The organism is Paraburkholderia sp. BCC1884, assembly GCF_900996225.1.
Taxonomy (GTDB): domain Bacteria; phylum Pseudomonadota; class Gammaproteobacteria; order Burkholderiales; family Burkholderiaceae; genus Paraburkholderia.
Genome location: NZ_CAAJGL010000068.1, coordinates 860,887 through 884,203 on the forward strand (window position 1 = coordinate 860,887; position 23,317 = coordinate 884,203).

Here is a 23,317-nt window from a genome sequence, read left to right on the forward strand (position 1 = left end):
TCATGTCGCACTCCCAGTCCATTCTCGTTCTCGGTGCCGGTGAACTCGGCATGGCGATGATGCGCAGTCTCGCACGTCGCGCCGCCGCTGCGCCTCAGGTGTCGATCGCCGTCTTGCTGCGGCCCGCCACGCTGCACTCGGGCGATCCGGCCAGGCGCAAGGATATCGACGAATTGCGCGCGCTCTCCATCGAACTGGTGTCAGGTGATCTCGCCGGGCAGGACGCGGCTTCGCTTGCCGCGCTGTTCCGGCGCTTCGATACGGTGATCTCCTGCACGGGGTTTGTCGGCGGCAAGGGAGTGCAGTTGAAGCTCGCCCGTGCCGCGCTCGAGGCGGGTGTGGCGCGTTATTTCCCATGGCAATTCGGCGTCGATTATGACGTGATCGGCCGGGGCAGCGCGCAGGATCTGTTCGACGAGCAACTCGACGTGCGCGATCTGCTACGTGCCCAGCAGCGCACGGAATGGGTAATCGTATCGACGGGCATGTTCACCAGCTTTCTGTTCGAACCGTCCTTCGGCGTGGTCGACCTGGAACAGAACACGGTTCATGCATTGGGGAGTTGGGACAACGCAGTCACCGTCACCACGGCAGACGACATCGGCGCGTTGACGACGGAGATCGTGTTTGCCAGGCCGCGCATCGCCAACCAGGTCGTCTATCTCGCCGGTGACACGGTGAGCTATCGCCGGCTCGCCGATAGCCTCGACGCCATGCTCGGCCTGCACGTGCGTCGCGTCGAATGGAGCGTGCCGCAGTTGCAGGCGGAACTGGCCGCGGAGCCCGACAGCTCGCTCAGGAAATATCGGGCCGTGTTCGCGGCCGGGGCCGGCGTCTCGTGGTCTCCTGCGCAGACCTTCAACGCGCAGCGCGGCATCGCAGTCTGCGGGATCGAACAATGGATGCGCGAAAACTTGCGGCAAGACGAGGGCGTTTCGCTTCCGTACCCAGGCTGACGAGCGGAAACGCCCCCGCAGAGGCTGCCGGCAGGCGCGCCGGACACGTTAAAATGCCGCCCTCGCTCATGCCTCGGGCGCCCTGCCGCGGTCCCGGCCACCGCCAGCGTGTAAACTGCTGACTTTTTTGACTCCGGTGGTATGTTGCAAGCCCCCCAGCGCACAGCGTTCAGCGGTCCTGCGCTCATTCGCTTACTGGCCCGTCTGGCAGATGTCGACGTTCCCGAATCCGGGCAATCGCTCTCGGACCGGCTTAGCCAATGGCTCGGCTGGACCGACGCTATTGCGTTGTCGTCGGCGCTGAGCGGTAAGCCGCCCGCAGTCGCCGTCAGCGCGCGCGCGTTCGGCAGCGCGGAAGAGGAAGAGTTCGCGCGGGCGCGCGCCGCGATGGCCAAGGCCATCGCCGGCGATAGCGCGTTTGCCGTGGCCGGAAGACGCCCCCCCGCGCAGACCGCGCCCGCGGACGCACCGGCCGACTACGCCGTGTTCCGCCAGCGCTATCTCTCCATGCAGCAGACCATGGAAACCGGCATCGGCGCGCTGCGCAGCCGCCTGCGCGCCACGCTGGCCACGCAAACGCCCGCCATGGCGCGGCTCGCCGTGGTGGACGCCGTCATGGAGCGCGCGCTGGGCGAGCGTGAGCGCACGCTCCTCGCGACGGTGCCCGGCTTGCTCGCCGGCCATTTCGAGCGCTTGCGCAAGGCCGAGGCACGCACACTCGCGAGCGACGAAGGTGTGGTGCAGGACGCCGCCGCTGCCACGCCGGGCGCGTGGCTGGACGCGTTTCGCAACGACATGCGCAGCGTCCTGCTGGCCGAGCTGGAAGTTCGTTTACAACCGGTCGAAGGGTTGCTTGCCGCCCTTCGCACCCGCTAACCGGGACACCATGTCCAGATATCGTATCGATCTCGCCGTATTTCTCGCCGGTCTGGCCGCTGTGTGCTGGATCGCCGCCGGCTATGCCGGCTCGAACCCGCTGGCGTTCTGCGTCACCTTGCTGATTGGCGTCTGCTATCTCGCGGGCGCGCTCGAGTTGCGCCGCTATAGCCAGGCGAGCGCCACGCTGACGCGGGCGGTCGTGGCCTCGTCCGGGCCGCCGTCGAGTCTCGCCGCCTGGCTCGAGCCTTTGCATCCCAGCTTGCGCCATGCGGCGCGACTGCGTGTGGAAGGCGAGCGCGTCGCGTTGCCGGGACCGGCGCTCACGCCCTATCTGGTCGGCTTGCTGGTGCTGCTGGGTATGCTGGGCACGCTGCTCGGCATGGTGGTGACGCTGCGCGGCACGGGTATGGCGCTGGAAAGTGCGACCGATCTGCAGGCGATCCGCGCATCGCTGGCCGCGCCGGTGAAGGGCCTGGGCTTCGCGTTCGGCACCTCGATTGCGGGCGTGGCCAGCTCCGCCATGCTTGGGCTGTTGTCCGCGCTGTGCCGTCGGGAGCGTCTCGAAGCGGCGCAAGCGCTCGACGTGCAGATCGCCACGAACCTGCGCGTCTACTCGCAGAGCCATCAACGCGAGGAGAGCTTCAGACTCCTGCAGCGACAAGCCGAAGTGATGCCCACGCTGGTCGATCGTCTGCAATCGATGATGGCCGCTATCGAACAACACAGTCTGTCGCTGAACGAACGGCAGATCGCCAGCCAGAATGCGTTCCACGGTAAAGCCGAAGCGGCTTACGTGCGTCTCGCGACGTCCGTCGAGCAATCGTTGAAGGAGAGCGTCGCCGATAGCACTCGCGCTGCCGGGGCTGCGTTGCAGCCGGTCGTGGCCGCGACCATGGCGGGTCTCGCGCGTGAGTCGGCCGCCCTGCACGAGAGCGTTGCGCAAGCCGTGCAAAAACAATTGGAGGGGCTGTCGAGCGGTTTCGCGGCGACTTCGACGAACGTTGCCGATGTCTGGAACCAGGCTCTGGCCGATCACCAGCGTTCGCGCGAGGAATTGGCACAGCAATCGGCTGCGTTGCACGAGAGCGTTGCGCAGGCCGTGCAGAAGCAACTGGACGCATTGTCGAGCGGTTTCGAGTCGACCTCGGCCGACGTCGCCGGCGTCTGGAGCAAAGCACTGGCCGAGCACCAGCAATCGAGCGAGGAGCTGGCGCAGCAACTGCGCGTCTCGCTGGAGCGCTTTACCGGGAGCTTCGAACAGCGCTCGGCCGGCTTGCTGGAAAGCGTTTCCGCGCGCCTCGAAGCGACGGCGGGGAAGGTCTCCACCGCATGGAGCGAGGCGTTGGTTCGCCAGGAACACATCGGTGAAAAACTCGCGGATCACAATCAGCAGGCACTGACCGCCGCCGCGGCCGTCTTCGAGCAGCATTCGGCGTCGTTGCTGCGTGCCGTGGGACAGTCGCATGCGGACTTGCAGACGGAACTGGCAGCACGCGACGAACAACGCCTCGCAGCCTGGACCGACTCGCTCGGTTCGATGTCCACCAACCTGAACGAAGCGTGGCAACAGGCGGGCGAGCGCAGCGCAGATCGTCAACAGCAAATCTGCGACACCCTCGCACAGACCGCGAGCGATATCTCGGCCCAAACGCAGGCACACGCCGCCGGCACGATCGCCGAAATTGGCCGGCTCGTGGAAGCGGCTTCGGAAGCGCCCAAGGCCGCAGCCGAGATCATCGCCGAATTGCGGCAGAAACTCTCCGACAGCATGGTCCACGACACAGCCATGCTGCAGGAACGCACCCGCCTGCTCGAAACGCTGGAGACCTTGCTCGATGCGGTGAATCACGCATCGACCGAACAGCGCAGCGCCGTCGACGCACTGGTTGCGACCTCGGCCGATCTGCTGGAGCGCGTCGGCACGCGTTTCACCGACAGGATCGAGGCCGAAACCGGCAAACTGGACAGCGTCGCGGCGCAGGTCACCGGCAGCGCGGTCGAAGTGGCGAGCCTCGGCGAAGCGTTCGGCGCGGCCGTGCAACTGTTCGGCGAGTCGAACGAGAAACTCGTGGCTCATCTGGAACGTATCGAAGCCGCGCTCGACAAGTCGGTCACGCGCAGTGACGAGCAGCTTGCCTACTACGTGGCGCAAGCGCGCGAAGTGATCGACCTGAGCGTGATGTCGCAGAAGCAGATCCTCGAGGAACTGCAACGGGTTGCCGGTCAGCGCGCGTCGGCTGGAGCCGAAGCGGCATGAGCGAGGACATCGACGGCGGCATCGAGACGAGTGCGCCGATCTGGGCCGTGTTCGGCGATCTGATGTCCGTGCTGCTGGGTGCGTTCGTGCTGATTCTAGTGGGCGTCATCGGCGTCCAGCTGGAACTGTCGAGCAAGCTGGAGCACGAGGTCAAGCAGCGGCAGATAGAAACGCAGCGCCGCAAGACCCTGGAGCAGGCGCTCGCGGGACCGCTGGCGGCGGGGCGCGTCACTCTGGTCAACGGACGCATTGGCATTAGCGGCAACGTCCTGTTCGCGCTGAACTCCGACCAGTTGCAGCCGCAGGGTCTGGATCTGCTGAAGAGCCTTGCCGGGCCGCTCGCCGCCTATCTGCGCGCCAACGACGAAATTTTGATGGTGAGCGGCTTTACCGATGACCAGCGTTTGCGCGAAGGTAACCGGCGGTTTGCCGATAACTGGGAGCTCTCGGCTCAACGCGCATTGACGGTGACGCGCGCGTTGATCGATCAGGGCGTGCCTGCGCAGTCGATATTCGCGGCCGCGTTCGGCTCCGGCCAGCCGGTCAGCGCCAATAGCGACGAACAGGGGCGGGCGAAAAACCGGCGTGTGGAAATTGCGCCGGTGCCGAGGCCTTCGAGCGCAACGGTGAAATCTCGTGAGTAGCGACGCCCGCACTACGCTCGACGCCTGGCGCGCGCGTGGCGTCGATCGCGTGAACCCTGTGCGCTTCCATTTTATCGACGCGCTCGAACGGCGCACGGCGAGTCATAGCGGTGAAGCGCGACGGCTGCTCGACGAGCGTTTGTCCGGGTTGATCGAAGGCTACGCAATTGAAATCGCACGCGCCGTGTCTGCTGCTGGTGCTGCGGTTGACGATGCCGTTCCTGCGCCACTCGCCGAACTGATCGACCACACCAGCGATCGACGCGCAGCCGCTTCTTATCCGGAACTGCCGGCGCTCGACTACTTCAGGGACGTCTGGTCGAAAGTTCGCACCGAGAAGCAATTGCGACAGTCGCTGCAACCGGCGCCGGGCAATGCCGGCCCACTCAATTCGAGCAGCCTCGTGCATCGCTCGCTTTCATTGATGCGGGAATTGTCGCCGGGCTACCTGACGCAGTTTCTGTCGTACGTCGACACGCTGGCGTGGATGGAGCAGTTGAACGGCGGCGCGCAGACCAGCAAGGAAGCATCGCGCGCTGCGAACGTCGGCAAGAGCGGGCGCGGCAGCAAAGCTCGCTGACCGGGCTCGCGAGGCAGGCCCGTTAGCGCCCGGCACGCCTTCAGTCGAAGTCGAATACAGCGAAAATCGAGCGTTTCTTGTAACCGCGATAGCCCGATCGGTGCTCGCCATGAGCGCGGTGCTCGGTCATGAGCAAGTCGGTCGTGGTGCAAGCGGGGCATTTCAAGGTCTCGCTCCTGAAAAATAGAAAAACATCGAACCTTCACTCCGGCGATCGACGCGGGCTACGAGCCACGCGCCTTGTTTTCGCCCGACGCGCCAGCATGTTCATCGCCTCGACGAACGCGGAGAACGCCATTGCCGCGTAGATATAAGCCTTCGGCACATGCGAGCCGAAACCTTCGGCGATCAGCGTCATGCCGATCACGAGCAGGAAGCTGAGCGCCAGCATCACGACGGTCGGATTGCGCTCGATGAAAAGCGACAGCGGGCGAGCCGCGAACAACATCACCATGACTGCGGCGATCACCGCGACGAACATGATCGGCATATGCTCGGTCATGCCGACCGCGGTGATGATGCTGTCGACCGAAAACACCATATCGAGCACGAGGATCTGGCCGATTGCGGCCGCCACCGTCAACTGCGCGGTCGAGCGGGCCTTGTCGTCTGCATCGTTTGCATGCGTCACGTGATGACGAATCTCGCTCGTTGCCTTCCACACGAGGAACAGGCCGCCGCCCAGCAGGATCAGATCGCGCCACGAAAACGCATGGCCGAACAGCGAAATGGCGGGCGCCGTGAGTTGCGCGATCCACGCGACCGTGCCGAGCAACGCGAGCCGCAGTACGAGCGCGAGCATGATGCCGATGCGTTGCGTGCGCGCACGCTGCGCTTCCGGCAGTTTGTTGCTGACGATCGAGATGAAGATCAGGTTGTCGATGCCGAGCACGATCTCCATCACGACCAGCGTGAGGAGGGCTGCCCAGGCAGCCGGGTCGGAGAAAAGTACGAGTAGGGAGTCCATGGGATTCTTCGGCGATGAATGCGTTCAATGTCGCGAGAGGTTCATGATCGGCCACTTTCTGGTTCGGATAAATCAGTGATAACCTGATCGATATATCGATTTTTTCGAAGTGTGGCCGCCATGCTCAACTACCGTCATCTGTACTATTTCTGGATTGTCGTGAAAGAGGGTGGCTTCGCACGCGCGGCCGAGCGGCTCGACATGGCGGTTCAGACCATCAGCGCGCAGGTGCGCGAGCTGGAGAAGTCGATCGGGCGCCAGTTGCTTAAACCCGCGGGCCGCGGCGTCACGATGACCGAAGCGGGCGAGACGGCGTTTCATCGCGCGGAGCAGATTTTTCAGATCGGCGAGGCGTTGCTCGACGAAATGCGCGAGGCCGGCGGCGAAGGCGTCGCGCGGCTCGCCGTGGGGTTGTCGGACGGCATTTCCAAGCTTGCCGCTCATGCGTTGCTGGCGCCGGTGCTCGGTACGCCGTCGCTGCGGCTGCTGTGCCATGAGGGCGAACACGCGGAACTGATGTCGGAGCTCGCGCTGCATCGGCTCGATCTCGTGCTCGCGTGTCAGCCTGCGCCTCACAACACGGATTTGCGTGTCGTGAGCCAGCGTCTCGTTGGCTCGCCGGTCGATTGGTATGGACCCGCCGAACTGGTTCGCAAAGCGGGCCGTGGCGGCTTTCCGCACTGTCTGGCCGAACTGCCGGTGCTGTTGCCCACGCGGCACAGCGCGCTGCGCGCGCGGCTCGACCGATGGTTCGAAACCGAGGGTATCCGGCCACGAATCGTCGGCGAGTTCGAAGACAGCGCGTTGATGGCGGTGTTTGCCGCGCGCGGTCTGGGCGTGTTTCCGTTGGCTGAACTCGGCGCGGAGGACCTCTCGTTGCTGCGCGGTCTGCGCTGGCTCGGCCGCGCGGAAGGCGTGATCGAAGAGGTCCACGCGATCCGCTCGCGGCGTGGCCAGCATCACGTGCTCGCGTCTCAGGTGATCGCCGCCGCGCGAACCTGAGCGCGCGCTGGGCCTTGGTCGCCGCCGCGAGAGTCGACGAGGCGCTCGGGTGCGACGCCCCATGCCTTCAATATGGCAGCGAGCAAGGCGATTTCGCCGTCCGCCAAGTGGTTGTCCGCGATCACGACGGCCGCGCACAGGCGCATGACCTTGCGACGCAAGGCGGGGTCGTCGATCTCGTCGATCAGCGTGGCGAGCATGGCGGTGTCGAGTTGGCCAGAGGAAGGCGAGAGCGAAGTGTGACCGACCGAGTGGTCCTCGCACAGGTTCTGCACGATCTGCGCAAATTGTTCTGGGGCAAGGCCGAGTTGGCCGGCAATGTCGAGCTTCTCCAGCGCACGCTCCTCCGAGCTGCAGACGTGGCCATCGGAAGTCAAGGCCAAGGCGACGATACGGGCTGCGGCTTGCGGGCTGTTACGCGGATAGGTTCTCATGATCGGGTGTCCTTGGCGGAGCGCGTCCGCGGTAATGAAGTGACCCCAGTCTGAGTCAGTCTATGAATCGGATAAATCTGCCTTTTATGGAACGAAGGTTCGGAAAAGACGAAGTATGGAGTGTGCCCAGCGCAAGCGCGCATCCGCTGACATTCAAACGCCTGACCTTCGAGGGCGAATGGATCAACAAAACGACGCCTGAAGACGCGGGCCCGTTTGTCGATACGTATATCAACCGTCGTAACAACGGCGTGATCGGCGAGGTCACGACGTCCGTCGTGCCGCCGCCTCAATGCGTGCAGACCACTGCGGTCAGCAGCAACGGAATGATCATGTGGACGGTGGCGGTGCTGCCGGCCGCCTTAACGCGCGATTCGACGGCCTCGCTCGGCGCGGACAGCACGGCGCCATACAGCGGGCTGGCAAGCGCCGTGCCGCGGCCTTTTTTGAACATGCCGTCGTCCGGTTCGTAGCCGAGTACTGCGTAGACCCGGAAGCCGAATGCGGTCATGTCGCTGCCATGCACGGGGCGATATGCGTTCACGGAATTCGAGTCGACCCGCATGGGATCCGGCTCGATGTATTTGTCATCGATCAACTGGCCAATGAACGCGTGCGGATGCGCCTGGCAGTCGAATTGCGCATCGAGCGAGTAGGCGTGCGACGTGAGGGGGCAGAAGCCCGCGCCGGCAGTGACGAGTAGAGCGAGTTTGCTTAGAGGATGGCTTGCCATGTCTACCTGCCTGAACCGCGGCGCGTCGGCCCGCTGGCGACGCTCTAGTTGTTAGTCTCGCAGATTTTTGCACAGGGCGTATGCGTGCCAGCGAACTCTTGCGACGGCGGCCTTATCCAGTCGCGCCGGTGAGACCGGCGTGCGGGCGGGCGGCACCTTGACGGTGCGCGCGCTTCACGCACCAGATGGTCAGCGTTGCGAGGGCGAGGCCGGCGATCACGTCGGCCAGATAGTGACCGCCCTGGGTCGGCGTCGAGGCGATCATCGTCGTGTTGAGTACGACAGCGCACCAGAAAAGCAGCGGTGTGCGCCGTAGTGCGTAAGTGAAGAGAACCGCGAGCACGGTATGGAAGGACGGGATCGATACCAAACCCTGAACGCTCGCCAGGTCGAAGGTGCGTTGCGTGCCATCGCGCAGTGTCGCGAAGTCCGATACGGTTGCAAGAAGATTGGGGTCGGCCACGTTGAAATGCACGAACGCCGCTGTCGCGGGGAAGGGCGTCGAAAGTACGAGCACGAGAAGAGCGGACACCATTACCAGAAAGACAAAGTCCGACAATTCATCGTTCTGGCCCGACAGCCCGAGCACGAATGGAATGATCGGAAGTTGCCAGCGTCCGCTTTCATACGCGAGTTGGAGAATGCGGTGGACGTGAGGGTGCGCCTGAACCCACTGATAAAGTGCGAGCCAGTCGAATCCCAGGGTCTGGTCGAAACGGACGAGTGTGCCATCCACGAGCGGCGGGTTGACTGTCACGCATAGATACGACAGCACGGCGGCCACCGCGAAAAAGCACGTCAGAACGGCGTACCAGGCGACGGTGCGTGACACTTCGACAATGCGTAAGGTGGCGGTAATCTGTCGATAGCGCGGGATACGGGTCACGATTAGAACACCGAGCGCCATCAGGATCAGCTGGCCGACATTTTTTGCTTTGCCTTCGATGCCGGCGAGGCTGACGGCGTAGTGGGCGACACGCAGCCAGATCACATCGATGAGCAGGACGATGCCCACCACGATCCATCCACGACGATATTCGTTCCAGAAGGATCGCCGTGAGCGCTGCGAAAAGATCGGAGCTTCGTTGCGTCGACGCATGAAATACGGCCCGTAATCCAGGTCTTATAGCCGAATGCCGGTCAGGGATCGGCGCTCTCGCGCACGTCATCGGAACAGTCGTGCGGCGCATGGCATGTTAACGGCGAAACGGGGCGACGGCTTGAGCGCTATCGAACAACCCTTCTAAACCCAGTCGCCGTCAGGACACCTTCGCCGGCATGAATCTGAATGACGCCGTCGGCACGAAGTAGCGCGATACCTCGCCGGAATAGACTTGTCCGGCGTCGATCGTCAGCTTCATGATGGGCGCGCCCGGCTTCAGATTCAGCGCGCGCAGCGAGACCCAGAAAGTGTCCGGCCGCGTCGCCGAATCGAAGTAGTACGTCAGGTTCTTCTGGTCGGAAACGGTGCGCCAGATGGTGGACGACAGGTTGGGCATGTTCGGCGTGCTGATGCCGAGCGGCACGCTCACCGAACGCATCACGCTCATGACGCTCGCCACTGCCTCATAGGCATACGACTGGTTTGGAACGCCGGCAATGTAGTTCGGATCGAGTTGCTTCGGAATGGCGTCGAGCAGGAACGACGCGCGCACGAAGCGATCGGCGGCGCGGTTCGTACCGGGCAGGAAGCTCAGGCCGCCCACGCCTTTCCAGTAGGTGTCGAGCGCGAGCTGCTCGCTGTAAATCGGCGAGTTCGTCATGATCCTGAACGCCTTGCCGTGGTGGATCACCAGCTTGCCGTCGAGATATTCCAGAATCGCCGAATCGCCTTGGGCGTCCGAGAGCGCGAGGTGGATCGTCAGCGGTTTGCCGTTGGGCAAGGGCGGCGCGATGATCTGGAACGGCTCGCGGCCGAGCGCGTCGACCGCTTCGGAGACCGTTGCGAAGTTGTCGAGCGCGTATTGCGCCCACAGGCTGATGGACAGCGGCGCGCGCTGCAGATCGGGCTTGCCGTAGTCGGTTTCGGCGAGATAGAGCGCATTCGCCACGAGCCCGCGCTCGTTCATGCCGTCGACGCTGCCGATTTCGTAGCCCGAGACGATCACGCTGCCGTACTTCGAGGTCCAGCGCGGGGTGCGGGGTCCCGCGGCGCCGTCGCGTGCGATCCCCGCTGGAAAGACCCACACGTTCGAGCGCATGTCTTCGGACCAGTCCATCGAGCGGCCGGTTATCACGGTGCCGTCGTCGCCGACATACAGCGCGCGGGTGCAGCCGCTCGCCAGCGACGTGGCGAACAGGGCCAGCGCGGCAAGGGCCGCGCCGATCAAGGCGTACTGGAACTTGCGGAACAGGCCGGGCATGGCGTCTTCCTCTGAGCGGGCGATAGGCGGGCGGAGGGACGAACGTTGATGCACGTCTCGCCCGACGAGGAGCATAGCAAAAGGCCGGGACGGCGGCCGAGCGGTGCCGCGTCTTCATTCAAGCTGCATATTCAGGCGACCTCAGACCACTTCAGGCCACTTCAGGCCACTTCGGGCACCTATGCGGGCTGAGCGCCGAAGCAAGTTTGCACGTTTTGGCAAAGAGCCCTGTACTATACGGTTCACCGGGAACCGGCCCGACAACCAGGCTTGAACAGTCCGGCGTGTCAGCAAACACGGACCGCTTTTTTCGTATGGTTGCTGGCCTGCCGCGTTGGTTTTGCCAGCGGCGGCGCGACGAACCACGTGAAAATATGAACAACTTTATTCGACCACCAGTTTTCTATCCGGCAACGGTCGTCTTCGTCGACGACAACGACAGCTACCTCGACGCGCTGCGCCGTTTCTTTCCGGACGTTTCCACTCATCTGTTCTACACGCGTCCGCAAACCGCGCTGGCGTTCATCCGTCAGCACGCGCGCGAGAACTCGCTGGAGTTCGCGTCGGCGTCGGCGTGTCTGAGCGAGACGGGCTTCGAGCGGCTGGTCGAAACGTCGGCCGAGCGAGACATCCTGAGCCGCGACGACCGCTTCGCCGAAGTGGCGGCGGTAGTCGTCGACTACGACATGCCGGGTATGAGCGGGGTCGAATTTCTCTCGTCCATTTCCCATCTGCGTTGCGCCAAGGTGTTGCTGACCGGCGTCGCTGACGAAACCGTCGCGGTGAAAGCGTTCAATGCCGGCATCGTCGATCTGTACCTGCGGAAAACGGAACCGGACTCGGGCAATCGACTGGTCAATTTTCTGAAGGACGCCAAAAACCGGCATTGCGCCGAAGGTGGCTGGCTGGCGCTCGGCGAAAATGGACTGACCTACTGTGACCCGCGAACGCGGGCGGTGATCGACAACATCGTCGCCACCCAAGGCATCGTCGAGTACTACTGGCGTCCTGAGCAGAACGCCATCCTGATGTTCGACCGCGCGGGCAAGCCGAGCGTGTTCGTCGCGTGGGCGGAGAACGACTGGATCTCGCAGGGCGAGATCGTCGCGGACGAAAGCGGGCCGGCCGAGTTGCTGCGCCAGTTGGCGGTGCGCGAGGCGATGCCGCTGTTCTGGCCGGATCTGGCTTACCGTTACGGCATGAACGTCAGGACGCTGACTCCCCAACCGATTCCGGATTGGAACGACGCGTTCTATTGCTGGGCGCCGATCGAAGCCAACGAGGTGGGCGCCAACCCGTTGACCTTCGCGCAATGGCGGAGCGAGGGAAAGCAGTAATTCCGGATAGAAGGGCGCCCCACGCCGGGCGCCAGACCTTGTCGCAAGGGGATCTGGCGCGATTATCCTAATATTGGCAACAGTGAATTCATTGGTTAGGGGTTTACCCTAGATAGCCTGTCTCCTAGACTGCTGTTCATCCGCTGCAGACACAAAGGTCTCAGCGCGGCAAACAAAAATCCTGGAGGTAGGAATCATGAAATCGCTCATCGAAGCTGTTGTTATCGCTGCTCTCATCACCGCACCGCTCGCCGCTTTTGCTCAATCGAACCAGCCGGTGACTCGCGCTCAGGTGCGCGCCGAACTGGTTCAGATCGAAAAGGCCGGCTACAACCCGGCAACCTCGAACGACTACGACTACCCGGCCAACATTCAGGCTGCGGAAGCCCGGGTTGCCGCTCAGAACGGCTCGGCTCAAACCAGCGGCTACGGTTCGGCTACGCAAGGTTCGTCGCAGGCTGGCAGCCGTTCGTCGACCAGCGTCAGTTCCTACTCGGCTCCGGTTGCTAGCTACGGTCGATAATCAGGCAGCACGGCGCGCAGCATCGTAGCGCGCCGGATCGACCGGCATCCAACGCGACAGGCTTGCTCTCACCGAAAGGTGAGGCAAGCCTGTTGTGCATTCTGGACAATGACGGTCGCGAGACCGCAGATCGCGTGACGTGCGTCGCCCCCGGCGCAAACGCAGATCGACGCTACCGCATTCAGATTCCGCCGACGCACATGTACTTGATGACCACGTAGTCGTCGATACCGTAGTGCGAGCCTTCGCGGCCGAGGCCCGATTGCTTGACGCCGCCGAACGGTGCGACTTCGTTCGAGATCAGGCCGGTGTTGATGCCCACCATGCCGTATTCGAGCGCTTCCGCAACACGCCACACCCGACCGATATCGCGGCTATAGAAGTACGACGCGAGGCCGAATTCCGTGTCGTTCGCCATGCGGATCACTTCCTCGTCCGACGCGAAGCGGAACAGCGGGGCGAGCGGACCGAAGGTTTCGTCGCGTGCCACTTTCATGGCCGGCGTGACATCGGCGAGTACGGTCGGCTCGAAGAAGCCGTGACCGAGCGCATGACGCTTGCCGCCCGTGACGATGCGCGCACCCTTGGCGAGCGCGTCTTCGATATGCGACTCGACCTTGAGCACGGCGGCTTCGTTGATCAGCGGACCTTGCGTGACACCGTCGTCGGTGCCGCGCCCCACCTTCAGTTGTTCGACCGCGACGCGCAGTTTTTCCGCGAATGCGTCATACACCTTGTCATGCACGTAGAAGCGATTCGTGCAGACGCAGGTCTGGCCGCTATTGCGATACTTCGACGCGATCGCGCCGGCCACGGCCGCATCCAGATCGGCGTCGTCGAACACGATGAACGGCGCGTTGCCGCCGAGTTCCAGCGACACTTTCTTGACCGTCGGCGCACATTGCGCCATCAGCAGACGACCCACCGGCGTCGAGCCCGTGAACGACAGCTTGCGCACGATCGGATTGCCAGTCATTTCCGCGCCGATCGCTTTCGGCTCGCCGGTGACGACGTTGAACACGCCGCGCGGCACGCCGGCACGCTCGGCCAATACGGCCAGCGCGAGCGCGGAGAGCGGCGTGGCTTCAGCCGGTTTGACGAGGATCGGGCAACCCGCCGCCAGGGCCGGCCCGACCTTGCGCGTAATCATCGCCGCCGGGAAATTCCACGGCGTGATGGCCGCGCAAACGCCGATCGGCTCTTTCGTGACGACGATGCGCTTGTCGTTGGCGGGCGTCGGAATGGTGTCGCCGTTCACGCGCTTGCCTTCCTCCGCGAACCATTCCAGGAACGAGGCGGCGTACTGGATCTCGCCCTTGGCTTCGGCGAGCGGCTTGCCTTGTTCCGTGGTGAGAATCTTCGCCAGATCGTCGGCGTGTTCCAGCATCAGGTCGTGCCATTTGCGCAGGATCGTCGAACGCTGCTTCGCGGTCGTCGCGCGCCATGCGGGCCACGCGGCGTTCGCCGCGTCGATGGCGCGACGGGTTTCCGCCGCGCCCATGCGGGGAACCGTCGCGATCGTTTCGCCCGTCGCCGGATTCTTGACCTCGAAAGTCGTGGCATCGTCGGCGCCTTGCCATTCGCCCGCGATGAACGCGTGCGTCTTGAGAAGCGTCGGGTCCTTCAGGCTCAGTGTGGTCATCCGTGTTTCCTCAGGCTGCGATCGTGACGCTTTCTTTGACCACGTCTTCGAGGATCGCCATGGCTTCGTCGAAGACGGCGTCCTGAATCGTGAGCGGGAACAGGAAGCGCACCACGTTGGAATACACGCCGCACACCAGCAGAAGCAGGCCGCGTTCGAGCGCGCGAGTCTGCACGCGCCTGGTGAAGTCTGCATCCGGTTCCGTGCCGCCTGGCTTGCAGAACTCGACTGCGACCATGCCACCGGGGCCGCGCACGTCGGCGATCTGCGGCACTTCGCTTTGCAGCGCGATCAGCTTGGCCTTGATGCGGTCGCCCAGCAGCGTCGCGCGTTCGCAGAGTTGTTCTTCGTCGATGATGTCGAGCACCGCGTGCGCCGCCGCCACCGCCAGCGGATTGCCGGCATAGGTGCCACCGAGGCCGCCAGGCGCTGCGGCATCCATCACATCGGCGCGACCGATCACGCCCGACAGCGGCATGCCGCCTGCCAGACTCTTGGCGACCGTCATCAGATCGGGCACGACGTCGTAGTGATGCATCGCGAACAGCTTGCCGGTGCGGGCAAATCCCGTTTGCACTTCGTCGGCGATCAGCAGGATGCCGTGCTCGTTGCACAGCTTGCGCAGCGCGCGCACGAACTCGGCCGGCGCCGGATAGAAACCACCTTCGCCCTGAACCGGTTCGAAGATGATCGCGGCGACGCGCTTCGGATCGATGTCGGCCTTGAACAGGTAGTCGATGGCTTTCAGCGAGTCGGCGGTCGTCACGCCGTGCAGCGGATTCGGGAACGGAGCGTGGAACACGTCCGACGGGAACGGGCCGAAGCCGATCTTGTACGGCGCGACCTTGCCGGTCAGCGCCATGCCCATCAGCGTGCGGCCGTGGAAACCGCCGGTGAAGGCGATCACGCCCGGACGGCCGGTGGCGGCGCGGGCAATCTTGATGGCGTTTTCGACGGCTTCAGCGCCGGTTGTGAAGAAGGCGGTCTTCTTCGGATGGTCGCCCGGCGCGCGCTCGTTGAGCTTCTCGGCCAGTTCGACATACGACGCGTACGGAACGATCTGATACGCCGTATGCGTGAAATGATCGAGCTGGTCGCGAATCGCCGCGACGATCTTCGGATGACGATGGCCCGTATTGCACACCGCGATGCCGGCGGCGAAGTCGATGAAACGGCGGCCTTCGACGTCCCACAGCTCCGCGTTTTCGGCGCGCTCGGCGTAGAAATCGCACATCACGCCGACGCCGCGCGGGGTGGCGGCGTCTTTGCGGCTCTTCAGGTCGGCGTTCTTCATGGTCATCTCCTGGCTCCTCGGTATCTTCGGTATGGGCAGAGGCCGCACGTCCGGCGCGGCACATGCAGCGACTATAATGAGATTTGGCTCTTAACTTCAGAGCCATTTCAATAAAAATGTAGGAGCCAATCATGCGAGCGAGCGTTTTGTCCGATTGGTTGGCACAGCGCCTCGAGCGGGGCAACGGCCAGCCGATCTATCGTCAACTGCACCGGCTATTGCAGCAGGCGATCCTGTCGCGCGAATTGCCGCCGGGCAGCAAGGTGCCGTCGTCGCGATTGTTGGCGCAGGAGTTGGGGATCGGGCGCAATACGGTGACGCAGGTGTACGAGCAACTGGTGCTCGAGGGCTATGTGAGCTCGGCGACCGGGCGAGGCACGTTCGTGGCCGATAGCGCGCCCGATGAGATCGTCGGCGTGCCGGATGCGCCGCTTCCGCAGACGCGTCCTGAGACGCTGCCGCCGCAGGCCCAGCGCGCGCTGTCCGTGCGCGGCGCGCGGTTGATCGCCGGCGCGGGCGTGTCCAAGCGTCAGTGGGGCGCGTTCATGCCAGGCGTGCCGGACGTGACGAAGTTTCCGGCGCGCGTGTGGAGTCGCTTGCACAACAAATACTGGCGACGGCTGCGGCCCGACCTGTTGACCTATGCGCCGGGCGGCGGCCTTGCGTCGTTGCGGCATGCGCTGGCCGATTATCTGCGGACCTCGCGCTCGGTGCGCTGCACGCCGGAGCAGATCATCATCACGACCGGGATTCACCAGTCGGTCGATCTGGCGGTGCGTCTGCTGTCCGATCCGGGCGACGTGATCTGGACCGAGGACCCGTGCTACTGGGGCGTGCGCAGCGTGCTGCATGTGTCCGGGCTGCAATCGCGGCCGATCGCCGTCGACGAGGAAGGCATCAACCCGTCCGCCGACGATCTCGCGCATCCGCCCAAGCTGATGCTCGTCACGCCTTCGCATCAATATCCGCTCGGCATGGTGATGAGCCTCGCGCGCCGACGCATGTTGCTCGAGTACGCCCGGCAGCATCAATGCTGGATCATCGAGGACGACTACGACAGCGAGTTCCGCTACGGCAGCCGGCCGCTGGCGTCGTTGCAAGGACTGGATACGTCGGGGCAGGTGATTTACGTGGGGAGTTTCGGCAAGACGCTGTTCCCGGGTTTGCGCATCGGCTATCTGGTCGTGCCGCAGGCGCTGGCGGAGAGCTTCGCTACGGCTAGCGCGGAGTTGTATCGCGAGGGGCAGTTGTTGCAGCAAGCGGTGCTGGCGGAGTTCATCGCGGAAGGGCATTTCACGTCGCATATCCGCAAAATGCGCACGTTGTATGGACAGCGTCGGCAGACCTTGCTGGATGCCGCCGCGCACCGATATGGCGACGCGCTGCCGGCCGTGGGCGGCGATGCCGGGTTGCATCTGGTGATGCAGTTGCCCGAAGGCAGCGACGACCGCCTGGTGGCGACGGCGGCACTCGAGCGCAATATCGTCGTGCGGCCGTTGTCGGGGTATTACGCGCAGCCGTCGCTGGCGCCGTCGGGTTTGCTGATCGGGTATGCGTGCGTGCCGGATGAAGAGATTGCGCCGTGCTTCGACACGCTGGCGGATGCGATCGATGCGACGCTGGTGCAGTTTGCGTGAGGGGGACCGCGTCAAATCCGAATCAACACCGCCCCCAACGTCACCAGCGCACACGCCACGATTCGCCGCGCAGTCAGCTTTTCCCGCATGAACAACCAGCCGATCAGCACCGCGAAAATCGAACTCAACTCGCGCAACGCGGACACCATCGCAATCGGCAGATAACGGTACGCCTCGATAATGAGGCAGTACGCAAACAGCGCGAGCGCGCCCGCGGTGATCCCTTTGAGGACCACCGCGCGGCCGATGAACAGCCCCTTCGCGCCACCACGCCAATGCCAGGCGAGCAGAAACTGCGGGACATTCCAGATCAGATAGACCCACATGATGTAGCTCATGCCATTGCCCGCCACGCGCGCGCCAATGCCGTCCACGACCGAATACGCCGAAATGAAGAAACCGGTGAGCAACGCGAACGGCACGCTTTCGCCGGAAAAGCGCAGACCGCGTCGAAATGCCAGCGACATGATGCCGATCGACACCAGCGCCACGCCGACCGCGGCCACCGGTTTGAGCGCTTCGTGAGCGAACACGAGTGCGCCGACGAACACCAGCATGGGTGAGAGACCGCGCGCAATCGGATAGATCTGTCCGAAGTCGCCACTGCGGTAAGCGCGGATCAGTGCCAGCAGATAGCCGCATTCCAGCAGCACCGAGGCAAAAATGTACGGCCATGCCGCCGGCGAAGGCAACGGCAGCACCATCACGCCGACCGCACCGACGGCGATATACGGAATCGCCATCATGCCGAGCAGCCAGACACGGTCTTCGGAAAGATGCAAAAACGCGTTCCACGTAGCGTGAAGCAACGCGGAGAACAGCACCAGCAAAACGACCAGGGTTTGCATCGACACTCAGGGAGAAAAGGGCGGCCTGAGACCGGCCGCAAGCCCGTGATTATTCCAGTAGAACGCTGGGATAACGGTCCGGACCACGCGAGTCGAGGGGTTTTATGTGGAAAAAGGCGGCAATTTGTGGCGCCGAAAAGACGCTATCAGCCAGGCTGGCAAGCACGTATACAGCTAGAGAGAGGACCGCAGGGGCGGCGAGGAATAAACGAAGCCGAGCTTCATTCATTCCTCGACCCGGCAGTCAGAATCGCAAACCCGAACGACATCGAACCACATCGAACCGCATCGAATCACGTCACGCGTTCGCGCAGCCATGCCGAGGCCAGATCGATCACCGTCACCACGACGATCACCATGATCATCACCGCCGCCGTTTGTGCATAGTTGAACGAGCGGATCGCTTCATACAGCACCACGCCGATCCCGCCGGCGCCGACCATGCCGACCACCATCGCCGAGCGCACGTTCGATTCGAAGCGATACAACGCGTACGAAATCCATAGCGGCAACACCTGCGGCAGCACGCCGTAAATGATCTCGTCGAGACTCGTCGCGCCGGTCGCACGCACGCCTTCGGCCGGACGTGGATCGATGGCTTCGACTGCTTCGGCAAACAGTTTGGCGAGCACGCCGGTGGTATGCACCCACAAGGCCAGCACGCCCGCGAACGGACCGAGTCCGACCGCGACGATGAACAGCATCGCAAAGACCATTTCATTGATGGCGCGGCACGCGTCCATCATGCGGCGCATCGGCTGCACGACCCACATCGGCGCCATGTTGTGCGCTGACATGAGGCCGCACGGCACCGCGCACACGAGCGAGAGCGCCGTGCCCCACACCGCGACCGACAAGGTCACATACATCTCGTGCAGATAACTGCGCCAGTCGCTGAAGTCCGGCGGGAAAAAGTCCTTCGCGAACTGCCCCATGTTGGCGGAGTCGCTGAACAGATCCAGTGGACGCATATCGGCGCCGTGCCACGCGCCACCGAGCACGGCCAGCACCACGATCCAGCCGATGATCGCGAACCAGCTGCGCTTGCCGGCAACCGGCGCGGGCTGACGCGCCGCCTGCGCGGCGAGCGCGTCACTCGAGCGCGCCGGCGACGTACTCAGATCGACGGTGTTCATTGCTTCGACTGCTCGGTGTTGAGCGCGCCCAGTTTGGCGTCGAGCGCGGCCAGCTGGGTCTTGCGGTCGTCGGCGGAGAGATGCGTGTCGCTCTCGATCTTCTGCTTCTGCTGGAACAACGCGACCTGGCGAATCGGCAGCAACTGCGCATCCGACGACGCTCCGAAACCGCCGTAACCGAAGATCGCCGCCATCACGGCTTTCTCATGGGCATCGGTCTTCGCGTAGTTCAGGAAGAACTTGCGCAGCTTGTCCTTGGTCGCTTGCGGCAAATCCTTACGCCACACCAGCGGATCCGACGGAATCAACGGCGAAGTCCACAGCACGCGCACTTGCGCGAATTTGTCCGGATGCTGTTTTTGCAGCGAGTCGAGCATTTCGGTGTTGTTGGTCGCGATATCGACCTTGTTGTTCACCACGGCCAGCAGGTTCGCTTCGTGACTCGACGGCATCACGTTCTTGAACGACGTGTTGACCGGCGTGTTGTGCCTGGCGAACAGGTAGTAGCCGGGAATCAGCGTACCCGAGGTGGAGTTCGGGTCGCCGAAGCCGAGCGTGACGTCTTTAGTGTTCTTGAACACGTCGTCGAGCGTCTTGAAGCGGCTGTTCACATTAGTGATCAGCACCGACTTGTAACCGGCGTCGCCGTTTGCGTACAGGACCTTCGCGAACACTTCGCCTTGCGAGCGGTCCACCGCTTCGATCGCCGACGCGTTGCCGAGATACGCGACCTGCACTTTATTGAAGCGCATACCTTCGATGATGCCGGCATAGTCGGTAGCGAAGAACGCTTTGATGTTCAAGCCGGTTTGCTTGTTCATGTCTTCGATCAACGGCTCCCAGCGCTGCTTGAGCACCGAGGAGGAATCCGTCGAAATGATGCCAAGATCGATGTCCTCGGCTTGCGCCGTGGCGACGCAGGCAAACGATGCCGCGCCGACGGCGAGCGTGATCAGCGAACGCAGGAATTTCATGGGGCGAGGTCCGGTTGTGTTGACAGATGGATTCGGCGCGCTCAGTGCGAGTGTGCCGGTTTGAGAGCGAACGCGTAACGCGTCGAAGCCGGGGTGTTGTCGCCGGTCGGTGCGCCGCCTGGCGGATGACTTGCGAGGTTGTCGGCAGCCTGCTCGTGCTCTTCGCCCGGCGTGCTCGCGTCGAGCAACTCGTGGGCGTCGTCGCCATAAAGTTTCTTGAGCAGCACCGGTGTCAGCGCGGCGGAGGGGCCGTCGTAGACCACTTTTCCGCGGCGCAGCGCGATGGTGCGCGGACAGTACTGCATGGCAATGTCGACCTGGTGCAGCGACACCAGGACGGTGAGTTGATGCTCGCGGTTCAGCGCGCGCAGCATGTCCATCACGCGGCGCGACGATTCGGGATCGAGCGAGGCAATCGGTTCGTCGGCGAGCACGATGCGTGCGCGTTGCACCAGTGCGCGTGCGAGCGCCGCGCGTTGCTGCTGACCGCCCGAGAGATTGGCGGCGCGTTCGCGCGCATGGTCGCCGATGCCGACTTCATTGAGTGCCGCGAGCGACAAGGCGCGCTCTTCACGAGGAAAGCGTCCCGTGAGCCGACGCCACAACGGCAGACGGGCGAGCGCGCCGATCAGCACATTGCTTTCGACCGAGAGACGATTGACCAGATTGAATTGCTGGAACACGAAACCGATATCGCGGCGAATGCTGCGTACCTCGCGCACGATGCGGCCGTTCTGCTGAATTGGCCGACCGAGAATGGCGATCTGCGAGGGCTGTGCATCAGAGGCAGTGAACCCCGCGATGTGCCGCAACAAGGTCGATTTGCCCGAGCCCGATGCGCCGATCAATGCCACCATTTCGCCGGGCGCGACGCGCAGGTCGATTTCGTCCAGCGCTTTGCGGCCGTTGCTGAACGTCTTGCTCAGACGCTCGATACGAATTGCTTCCATAAGTACCCCTTGATGCATCCGGCCTTTGCCGGGATGTGTGGGGCTCATTCTAGGAAGCGTCTGTGACGGTTGAGTGAAGGCGTCGCAACGTCTAGACGACTATATCTTCGCGTGCCTTTTTTATGTCGTTAAAAAGGCAATTCGAAGTCATTCCTCCGACGCAAAAGTGACACCCATGTGACACGATTCGCCTCCGCGCATGTCGGTTCTGCATGATCGCGTGCAGACAGGCTATATTGCGACATTCGCCGAGCCGTCCCCAATAACCTTGCAGTTCCTTGCGACGCCGTCATGCCATCGCCTCTGACCTTCCTTCCCGACAGTTTTGCGGAGTACGAAGATCTCAAGGCGATCCTCGATCAGGGCAGCGCGAGTTTCGCGATCGAGACTGTCTGCGAAACGACGGTGCGTGGCCGCCACTTCGCCGTGCAAACCGCAAGCATCGGTTCGACCGATCCGCGCGCGCCAGCGATTGGTTTTTTTGGCGGCATTCATGGGCTCGAGCGTATCGGCTCGCAACTCGTACTCGATTACATGCGCGCGCTGCTCGCGCGGCTCGAATGGGACGAATTGCTGGTCAGGCAATTGCAGTCCATTCGTCTGATCTTTATGCCGATCGTCAATCCCGGCGGCATGTGGGCCGCGACGCGGGCCAATCCGAATGGCGTCGATCTGATGCGCAATGCGCCGCAAAGCGCCGACGAACGCGTGCCGCTGCTTGCCGGCGGCCAGCGCGTGGGGGCGTGGCTGCCGTGGTATCGCGGCCGTGAAGGCGAACCGATGGAGGCAGAAGCCGCGGCGCTACTGCGAGTGGTCGAAAACGATCTGGCCACGCGACCGTTGAGTATCGCGCTCGATTGCCATTCGGGTTACGGCTGGAATGACAGCATCTGGTTTCCCTATGCGCGCACCCGCAAGTTGATGCCGCATCTGCCGGAAATGTATGTGTTGAAAACCATGTTCGAGCGCGCCCATCCCCATCACGGTTACGCGTTCGAACCGCAGAGCCATCAATACCTGTTGCACGGCGATCTCTGGGACTTCGCCTACGACCGCACGCCTGCGCCCAACGTCTTTCTGCCGATGACGCTCGAACTCGGCTCGTGGCTGTGGATCAAGAAGAACCCGCGACAGCTGTTTTCGCGGCAGGGCATGTTCAATCCGGTCAAGGCGCATCGCACCGCGCGCGTGCTGCGCCGCCATGCGAATCTGCTCGACTTTCTCGCGCGCGCGGCGTTTTCCTCGCAGCGCTGGCTGCCGCAGGGCATGCGTCGTGAGCAATTGCTGCAAAGCGCGATCGACCATTGGTATAACCCGGACAGCGTATGAGCACGTGGATCCTGCTGCGCGGGTTGACGCGCGAAACGCGTCATTGGGGCCGCTTGCCTGAAGCGTTGCGCGAGGTCGTGAGCGGCGATCGTGTGTTGCTGCTCGATCTGCCGGGCAACGGCGAGTTCGCCGGATTGCGCGCGCCCGCCAGGGTCACGGACATGGTGGACTTCGTGCGGCTTGCCGCAAGGCGCGCCGGCGCGGCGGCGCCTTATAGCGTGCTGGCAATGTCGCTCGGCGGCATGGTCGCGACAGACTGGGCGCAGCGGCACCCCCAGGAGATCGAGCGGCTGGTGCTGATCAATACCAGCATGCGTCCGTTCAGTCGCATGACGGAGCGCTTGCGTCCTTCGGCGTGGCCGGCGCTGTTACGTGTCGCACGACGCTGGGGCGATGCACCGCGCGCCGAGCGTGACATTCATCGGCTCACCTGTAACAACGTCGAGACACTCGGCGCCGATCTCGATGCATGGAGCGCAATCCGCCGCAGCGCGCCGGTGAGTCGTGGCAATGCGTTACGGCAGCTCTGCGCCGCCGCGCGCTTCACCGCAGGCGCGGCCAAACCGGACTGCCCCTTGCTGATTCTCTCCTCGCGCGCGGACCACCTGGTCAATCCCGTGTGCTCGACGAAACTCGCCGCGGCGTGGCGGGCGATGCATATCGAACACGCGTGGGCCGGTCATGATCTGCCGCACGACGACGCCGCATGGACCAGCGAACAAGTCCGCTCCTGGCTTGCGCAAACGCAGGCTGAGCCGAAGCCCGTGCTTTAAACGGCGGCGCGTGCGCTTGCAGCATGGTGTGTGTCAACGGGTATAACCTTAGTGCGGGT

Annotated in this window: 22 protein-coding genes; 11 read left to right on the forward strand and 11 right to left on the reverse strand. The window is 63.5% G+C overall.

The features are described from left to right. The first annotated feature begins 2 nt into the window (after positions 1–2). The 5 genes from FQ705_RS10795 to FQ705_RS10815 all read left to right on the forward strand — a co-directional run bounded on the left by FQ705_RS10795 (position 3) and on the right by FQ705_RS10815 (position 5,316). Positions 3–956 carry an aromatic alcohol reductase gene (locus FQ705_RS10795; protein WP_144140604.1) on the forward strand — a complete coding sequence of 318 codons (954 nt, stop codon included), beginning with the start codon at positions 3–5 and terminating at the stop codon, positions 954–956. Positions 957–1,097: 141 nt separating this feature from the next. Continuing rightward, the gene (locus FQ705_RS10800) at positions 1,098–1,832 is read left to right on the forward strand and encodes a DUF3348 domain-containing protein (RefSeq protein ID WP_144140606.1); all 735 of its coding nucleotides are present in this window, start codon (positions 1,098–1,100) and stop codon (positions 1,830–1,832) included. Between the two features lie 10 nt (positions 1,833–1,842). Beyond that, complete coding sequence (locus FQ705_RS10805) at positions 1,843–4,092, forward strand: DUF802 domain-containing protein (RefSeq protein WP_144140608.1); 2,250 nt, start codon at positions 1,843–1,845, stop codon at positions 4,090–4,092. Beyond that, complete coding sequence (locus FQ705_RS10810) at positions 4,089–4,736, forward strand: OmpA family protein (RefSeq protein WP_144140610.1); 648 nt, start codon at positions 4,089–4,091, stop codon at positions 4,734–4,736. Before FQ705_RS10805 ends, FQ705_RS10810 begins: the two co-directional genes overlap by 4 nt. Further along, positions 4,729–5,316, forward strand: a complete 588-nt coding sequence (locus FQ705_RS10815; RefSeq protein WP_144140612.1) for a DUF2894 domain-containing protein — start codon at positions 4,729–4,731, stop codon at positions 5,314–5,316. The genes FQ705_RS10810 and FQ705_RS10815 overlap by 8 nt, the downstream gene beginning before the upstream one ends. Positions 5,317–5,518: 202 nt before the next feature. On the opposite strand, the gene FQ705_RS10820 is transcribed toward FQ705_RS10815, so the two are convergent. Next, positions 5,519–6,283 (reverse strand): TerC family protein, encoded by a 765-nt coding sequence (locus FQ705_RS10820; RefSeq protein ID WP_144140614.1) that lies wholly within the window; start codon positions 6,281–6,283, stop codon positions 5,519–5,521. Positions 6,284–6,403: 120 nt separating this feature from the next. Here FQ705_RS10820 and FQ705_RS10825 point away from each other — a divergent pair, with 120 nt between their 5' ends. Then, positions 6,404–7,285, forward strand: a complete 882-nt coding sequence (locus FQ705_RS10825; RefSeq protein ID WP_144140616.1) for a LysR family transcriptional regulator — start codon at positions 6,404–6,406, stop codon at positions 7,283–7,285. Here FQ705_RS10825 and FQ705_RS10830 read toward each other — a convergent pair. From FQ705_RS10830 to FQ705_RS10845, 4 genes are all read right to left on the reverse strand, one after another. Continuing rightward, the gene (locus tag FQ705_RS10830) at positions 7,258–7,719 is read right to left on the reverse strand and encodes a TerB family tellurite resistance protein (RefSeq protein ID WP_144140618.1); all 462 of its coding nucleotides are present in this window, start codon (positions 7,717–7,719) and stop codon (positions 7,258–7,260) included. The two genes, FQ705_RS10825 and FQ705_RS10830, sit on opposite strands and share 28 nt — an antisense overlap. A gap of 289 nt (positions 7,720–8,008) precedes the next feature. Continuing rightward, the gene (locus FQ705_RS10835) at positions 8,009–8,452 is read right to left on the reverse strand and encodes a hypothetical protein (protein ID WP_144140620.1); all 444 of its coding nucleotides are present in this window, start codon (positions 8,450–8,452) and stop codon (positions 8,009–8,011) included. Between the two features lie 112 nt (positions 8,453–8,564). Further along, positions 8,565–9,470 (reverse strand): phosphatase PAP2 family protein, encoded by a 906-nt coding sequence (locus tag FQ705_RS10840; protein ID WP_186307824.1) that lies wholly within the window; start codon positions 9,468–9,470, stop codon positions 8,565–8,567. Positions 9,471–9,711: 241 nt separating this feature from the next. Further along, positions 9,712–10,815, reverse strand: a complete 1,104-nt coding sequence (locus FQ705_RS10845; protein WP_144140624.1) for a linear amide C-N hydrolase — start codon at positions 10,813–10,815, stop codon at positions 9,712–9,714. Between the two features lie 374 nt (positions 10,816–11,189). Between FQ705_RS10845 and FQ705_RS10850 the strand changes: the two genes are divergently transcribed. After that, complete coding sequence (locus tag FQ705_RS10850) at positions 11,190–12,152, forward strand: response regulator (RefSeq protein WP_144140626.1); 963 nt, start codon at positions 11,190–11,192, stop codon at positions 12,150–12,152. Between the two features lie 196 nt (positions 12,153–12,348). Then, on the forward strand, positions 12,349–12,675 hold the full coding sequence (locus FQ705_RS10855) for a DUF4148 domain-containing protein (RefSeq protein ID WP_144140628.1): 327 nt from the start codon (positions 12,349–12,351) through the stop codon (positions 12,673–12,675). A gap of 181 nt (positions 12,676–12,856) precedes the next feature. Here FQ705_RS10855 and gabD read toward each other — a convergent pair whose 3' ends face one another. Further along, positions 12,857–14,317, reverse strand: a complete 1,461-nt coding sequence (gene gabD / locus FQ705_RS10860) for an NADP-dependent succinate-semialdehyde dehydrogenase (RefSeq protein WP_144140630.1) — start codon at positions 14,315–14,317, stop codon at positions 12,857–12,859. 10 nt (positions 14,318–14,327) lie between these two features. Next, positions 14,328–15,611 carry a 4-aminobutyrate--2-oxoglutarate transaminase gene (locus tag FQ705_RS10865; protein ID WP_144140632.1) on the reverse strand — a complete coding sequence of 428 codons (1,284 nt, stop codon included), beginning with the start codon at positions 15,609–15,611 and terminating at the stop codon, positions 14,328–14,330. 131 nt (positions 15,612–15,742) lie between these two features. Here FQ705_RS10865 and FQ705_RS10870 point away from each other — a divergent pair, with 131 nt between their 5' ends. Next, on the forward strand, positions 15,743–17,248 hold the full coding sequence (locus tag FQ705_RS10870; RefSeq protein WP_144140634.1) for a PLP-dependent aminotransferase family protein: 1,506 nt from the start codon (positions 15,743–15,745) through the stop codon (positions 17,246–17,248). Between the two features lie 11 nt (positions 17,249–17,259). On the opposite strand, the gene FQ705_RS10875 is transcribed toward FQ705_RS10870, so the two are convergent. From FQ705_RS10875 to phnC, 4 genes are all read right to left on the reverse strand, one after another. Further along, a complete protein-coding gene (locus FQ705_RS10875; RefSeq protein ID WP_144140636.1) occupies positions 17,260–18,096 on the reverse strand; it encodes a DMT family transporter in 837 nt (278 codons plus the stop codon). A 293-nt stretch (positions 18,097–18,389) separates the two neighbouring features. Further along, the gene (gene phnE / locus FQ705_RS10880) at positions 18,390–19,232 is read right to left on the reverse strand and encodes a phosphonate ABC transporter, permease protein PhnE (RefSeq protein ID WP_144140638.1); all 843 of its coding nucleotides are present in this window, start codon (positions 19,230–19,232) and stop codon (positions 18,390–18,392) included. Then, positions 19,229–20,206: a phosphonate ABC transporter substrate-binding protein gene (gene phnD / locus FQ705_RS10885; protein ID WP_144140640.1), complete on the reverse strand. Its 978-nt coding sequence runs from the start codon at positions 20,204–20,206 to the stop codon at positions 19,229–19,231. Before phnD ends, phnE begins: the two co-directional genes overlap by 4 nt. 41 nt (positions 20,207–20,247) lie before the next feature. After that, complete coding sequence (gene phnC, locus FQ705_RS10890) at positions 20,248–21,156, reverse strand: phosphonate ABC transporter ATP-binding protein (protein WP_144140642.1); 909 nt, start codon at positions 21,154–21,156, stop codon at positions 20,248–20,250. A gap of 291 nt (positions 21,157–21,447) precedes the next feature. Here phnC and FQ705_RS10895 point away from each other — a divergent pair, with 291 nt between their 5' ends. After that, a complete protein-coding gene (locus FQ705_RS10895; protein ID WP_144140644.1) occupies positions 21,448–22,485 on the forward strand; it encodes a M14 family zinc carboxypeptidase in 1,038 nt (345 codons plus the stop codon). After that, the gene (locus FQ705_RS10900; protein WP_144140646.1) at positions 22,482–23,258 is read left to right on the forward strand and encodes an alpha/beta fold hydrolase; all 777 of its coding nucleotides are present in this window, start codon (positions 22,482–22,484) and stop codon (positions 23,256–23,258) included. The genes FQ705_RS10895 and FQ705_RS10900 overlap by 4 nt, the downstream gene beginning before the upstream one ends. Positions 23,259–23,317: the final 59 nt, after the last annotated feature.

What these genes read in the sequence shown, in the direction of transcription:
- FQ705_RS10795 (WP_144140604.1), top strand. Translation starts at nt 3, where the DNA reads ATGTCGCACTCCCAGTCCATTCTCGTTCTCGGTGCCGGTGAACTCGGC.
- FQ705_RS10800 (WP_144140606.1), top strand. Translation starts at nt 1,098, where the DNA reads ATGTTGCAAGCCCCCCAGCGCACAGCGTTCAGCGGTCCTGCGCTCATT.
- FQ705_RS10805 (WP_144140608.1), top strand. Translation starts at nt 1,843, where the DNA reads ATGTCCAGATATCGTATCGATCTCGCCGTATTTCTCGCCGGTCTGGCC.
- FQ705_RS10810 (WP_144140610.1), top strand. Translation starts at nt 4,089, where the DNA reads ATGAGCGAGGACATCGACGGCGGCATCGAGACGAGTGCGCCGATCTGG.
- FQ705_RS10820 (WP_144140614.1), bottom strand. Translation starts at nt 6,283, where the DNA reads ATGGACTCCCTACTCGTACTTTTCTCCGACCCGGCTGCCTGGGCAGCC.
- FQ705_RS10825 (WP_144140616.1), top strand. Translation starts at nt 6,404, where the DNA reads ATGCTCAACTACCGTCATCTGTACTATTTCTGGATTGTCGTGAAAGAG.
- FQ705_RS10830 (WP_144140618.1), bottom strand. Translation starts at nt 7,719, where the DNA reads ATGAGAACCTATCCGCGTAACAGCCCGCAAGCCGCAGCCCGTATCGTC.
- FQ705_RS10835 (WP_144140620.1), bottom strand. Translation starts at nt 8,452, where the DNA reads ATGGCAAGCCATCCTCTAAGCAAACTCGCTCTACTCGTCACTGCCGGC.
- FQ705_RS10845 (WP_144140624.1), bottom strand. Translation starts at nt 10,815, where the DNA reads ATGCCCGGCCTGTTCCGCAAGTTCCAGTACGCCTTGATCGGCGCGGCC.
- FQ705_RS10850 (WP_144140626.1), top strand. Translation starts at nt 11,190, where the DNA reads ATGAACAACTTTATTCGACCACCAGTTTTCTATCCGGCAACGGTCGTC.
- FQ705_RS10855 (WP_144140628.1), top strand. Translation starts at nt 12,349, where the DNA reads ATGAAATCGCTCATCGAAGCTGTTGTTATCGCTGCTCTCATCACCGCA.
- gabD (WP_144140630.1), bottom strand. Translation starts at nt 14,317, where the DNA reads ATGACCACACTGAGCCTGAAGGACCCGACGCTTCTCAAGACGCACGCG.
- FQ705_RS10865 (WP_144140632.1), bottom strand. Translation starts at nt 15,611, where the DNA reads ATGAAGAACGCCGACCTGAAGAGCCGCAAAGACGCCGCCACCCCGCGC.
- FQ705_RS10870 (WP_144140634.1), top strand. Translation starts at nt 15,743, where the DNA reads ATGCGAGCGAGCGTTTTGTCCGATTGGTTGGCACAGCGCCTCGAGCGG.
- FQ705_RS10875 (WP_144140636.1), bottom strand. Translation starts at nt 18,096, where the DNA reads ATGCAAACCCTGGTCGTTTTGCTGGTGCTGTTCTCCGCGTTGCTTCAC.
- phnE (WP_144140638.1), bottom strand. Translation starts at nt 19,232, where the DNA reads ATGAACACCGTCGATCTGAGTACGTCGCCGGCGCGCTCGAGTGACGCG.
- phnD (WP_144140640.1), bottom strand. Translation starts at nt 20,206, where the DNA reads ATGAAATTCCTGCGTTCGCTGATCACGCTCGCCGTCGGCGCGGCATCG.
- phnC (WP_144140642.1), bottom strand. Translation starts at nt 21,156, where the DNA reads ATGGAAGCAATTCGTATCGAGCGTCTGAGCAAGACGTTCAGCAACGGC.
- FQ705_RS10895 (WP_144140644.1), top strand. Translation starts at nt 21,448, where the DNA reads ATGCCATCGCCTCTGACCTTCCTTCCCGACAGTTTTGCGGAGTACGAA.
- FQ705_RS10900 (WP_144140646.1), top strand. Translation starts at nt 22,482, where the DNA reads ATGAGCACGTGGATCCTGCTGCGCGGGTTGACGCGCGAAACGCGTCAT.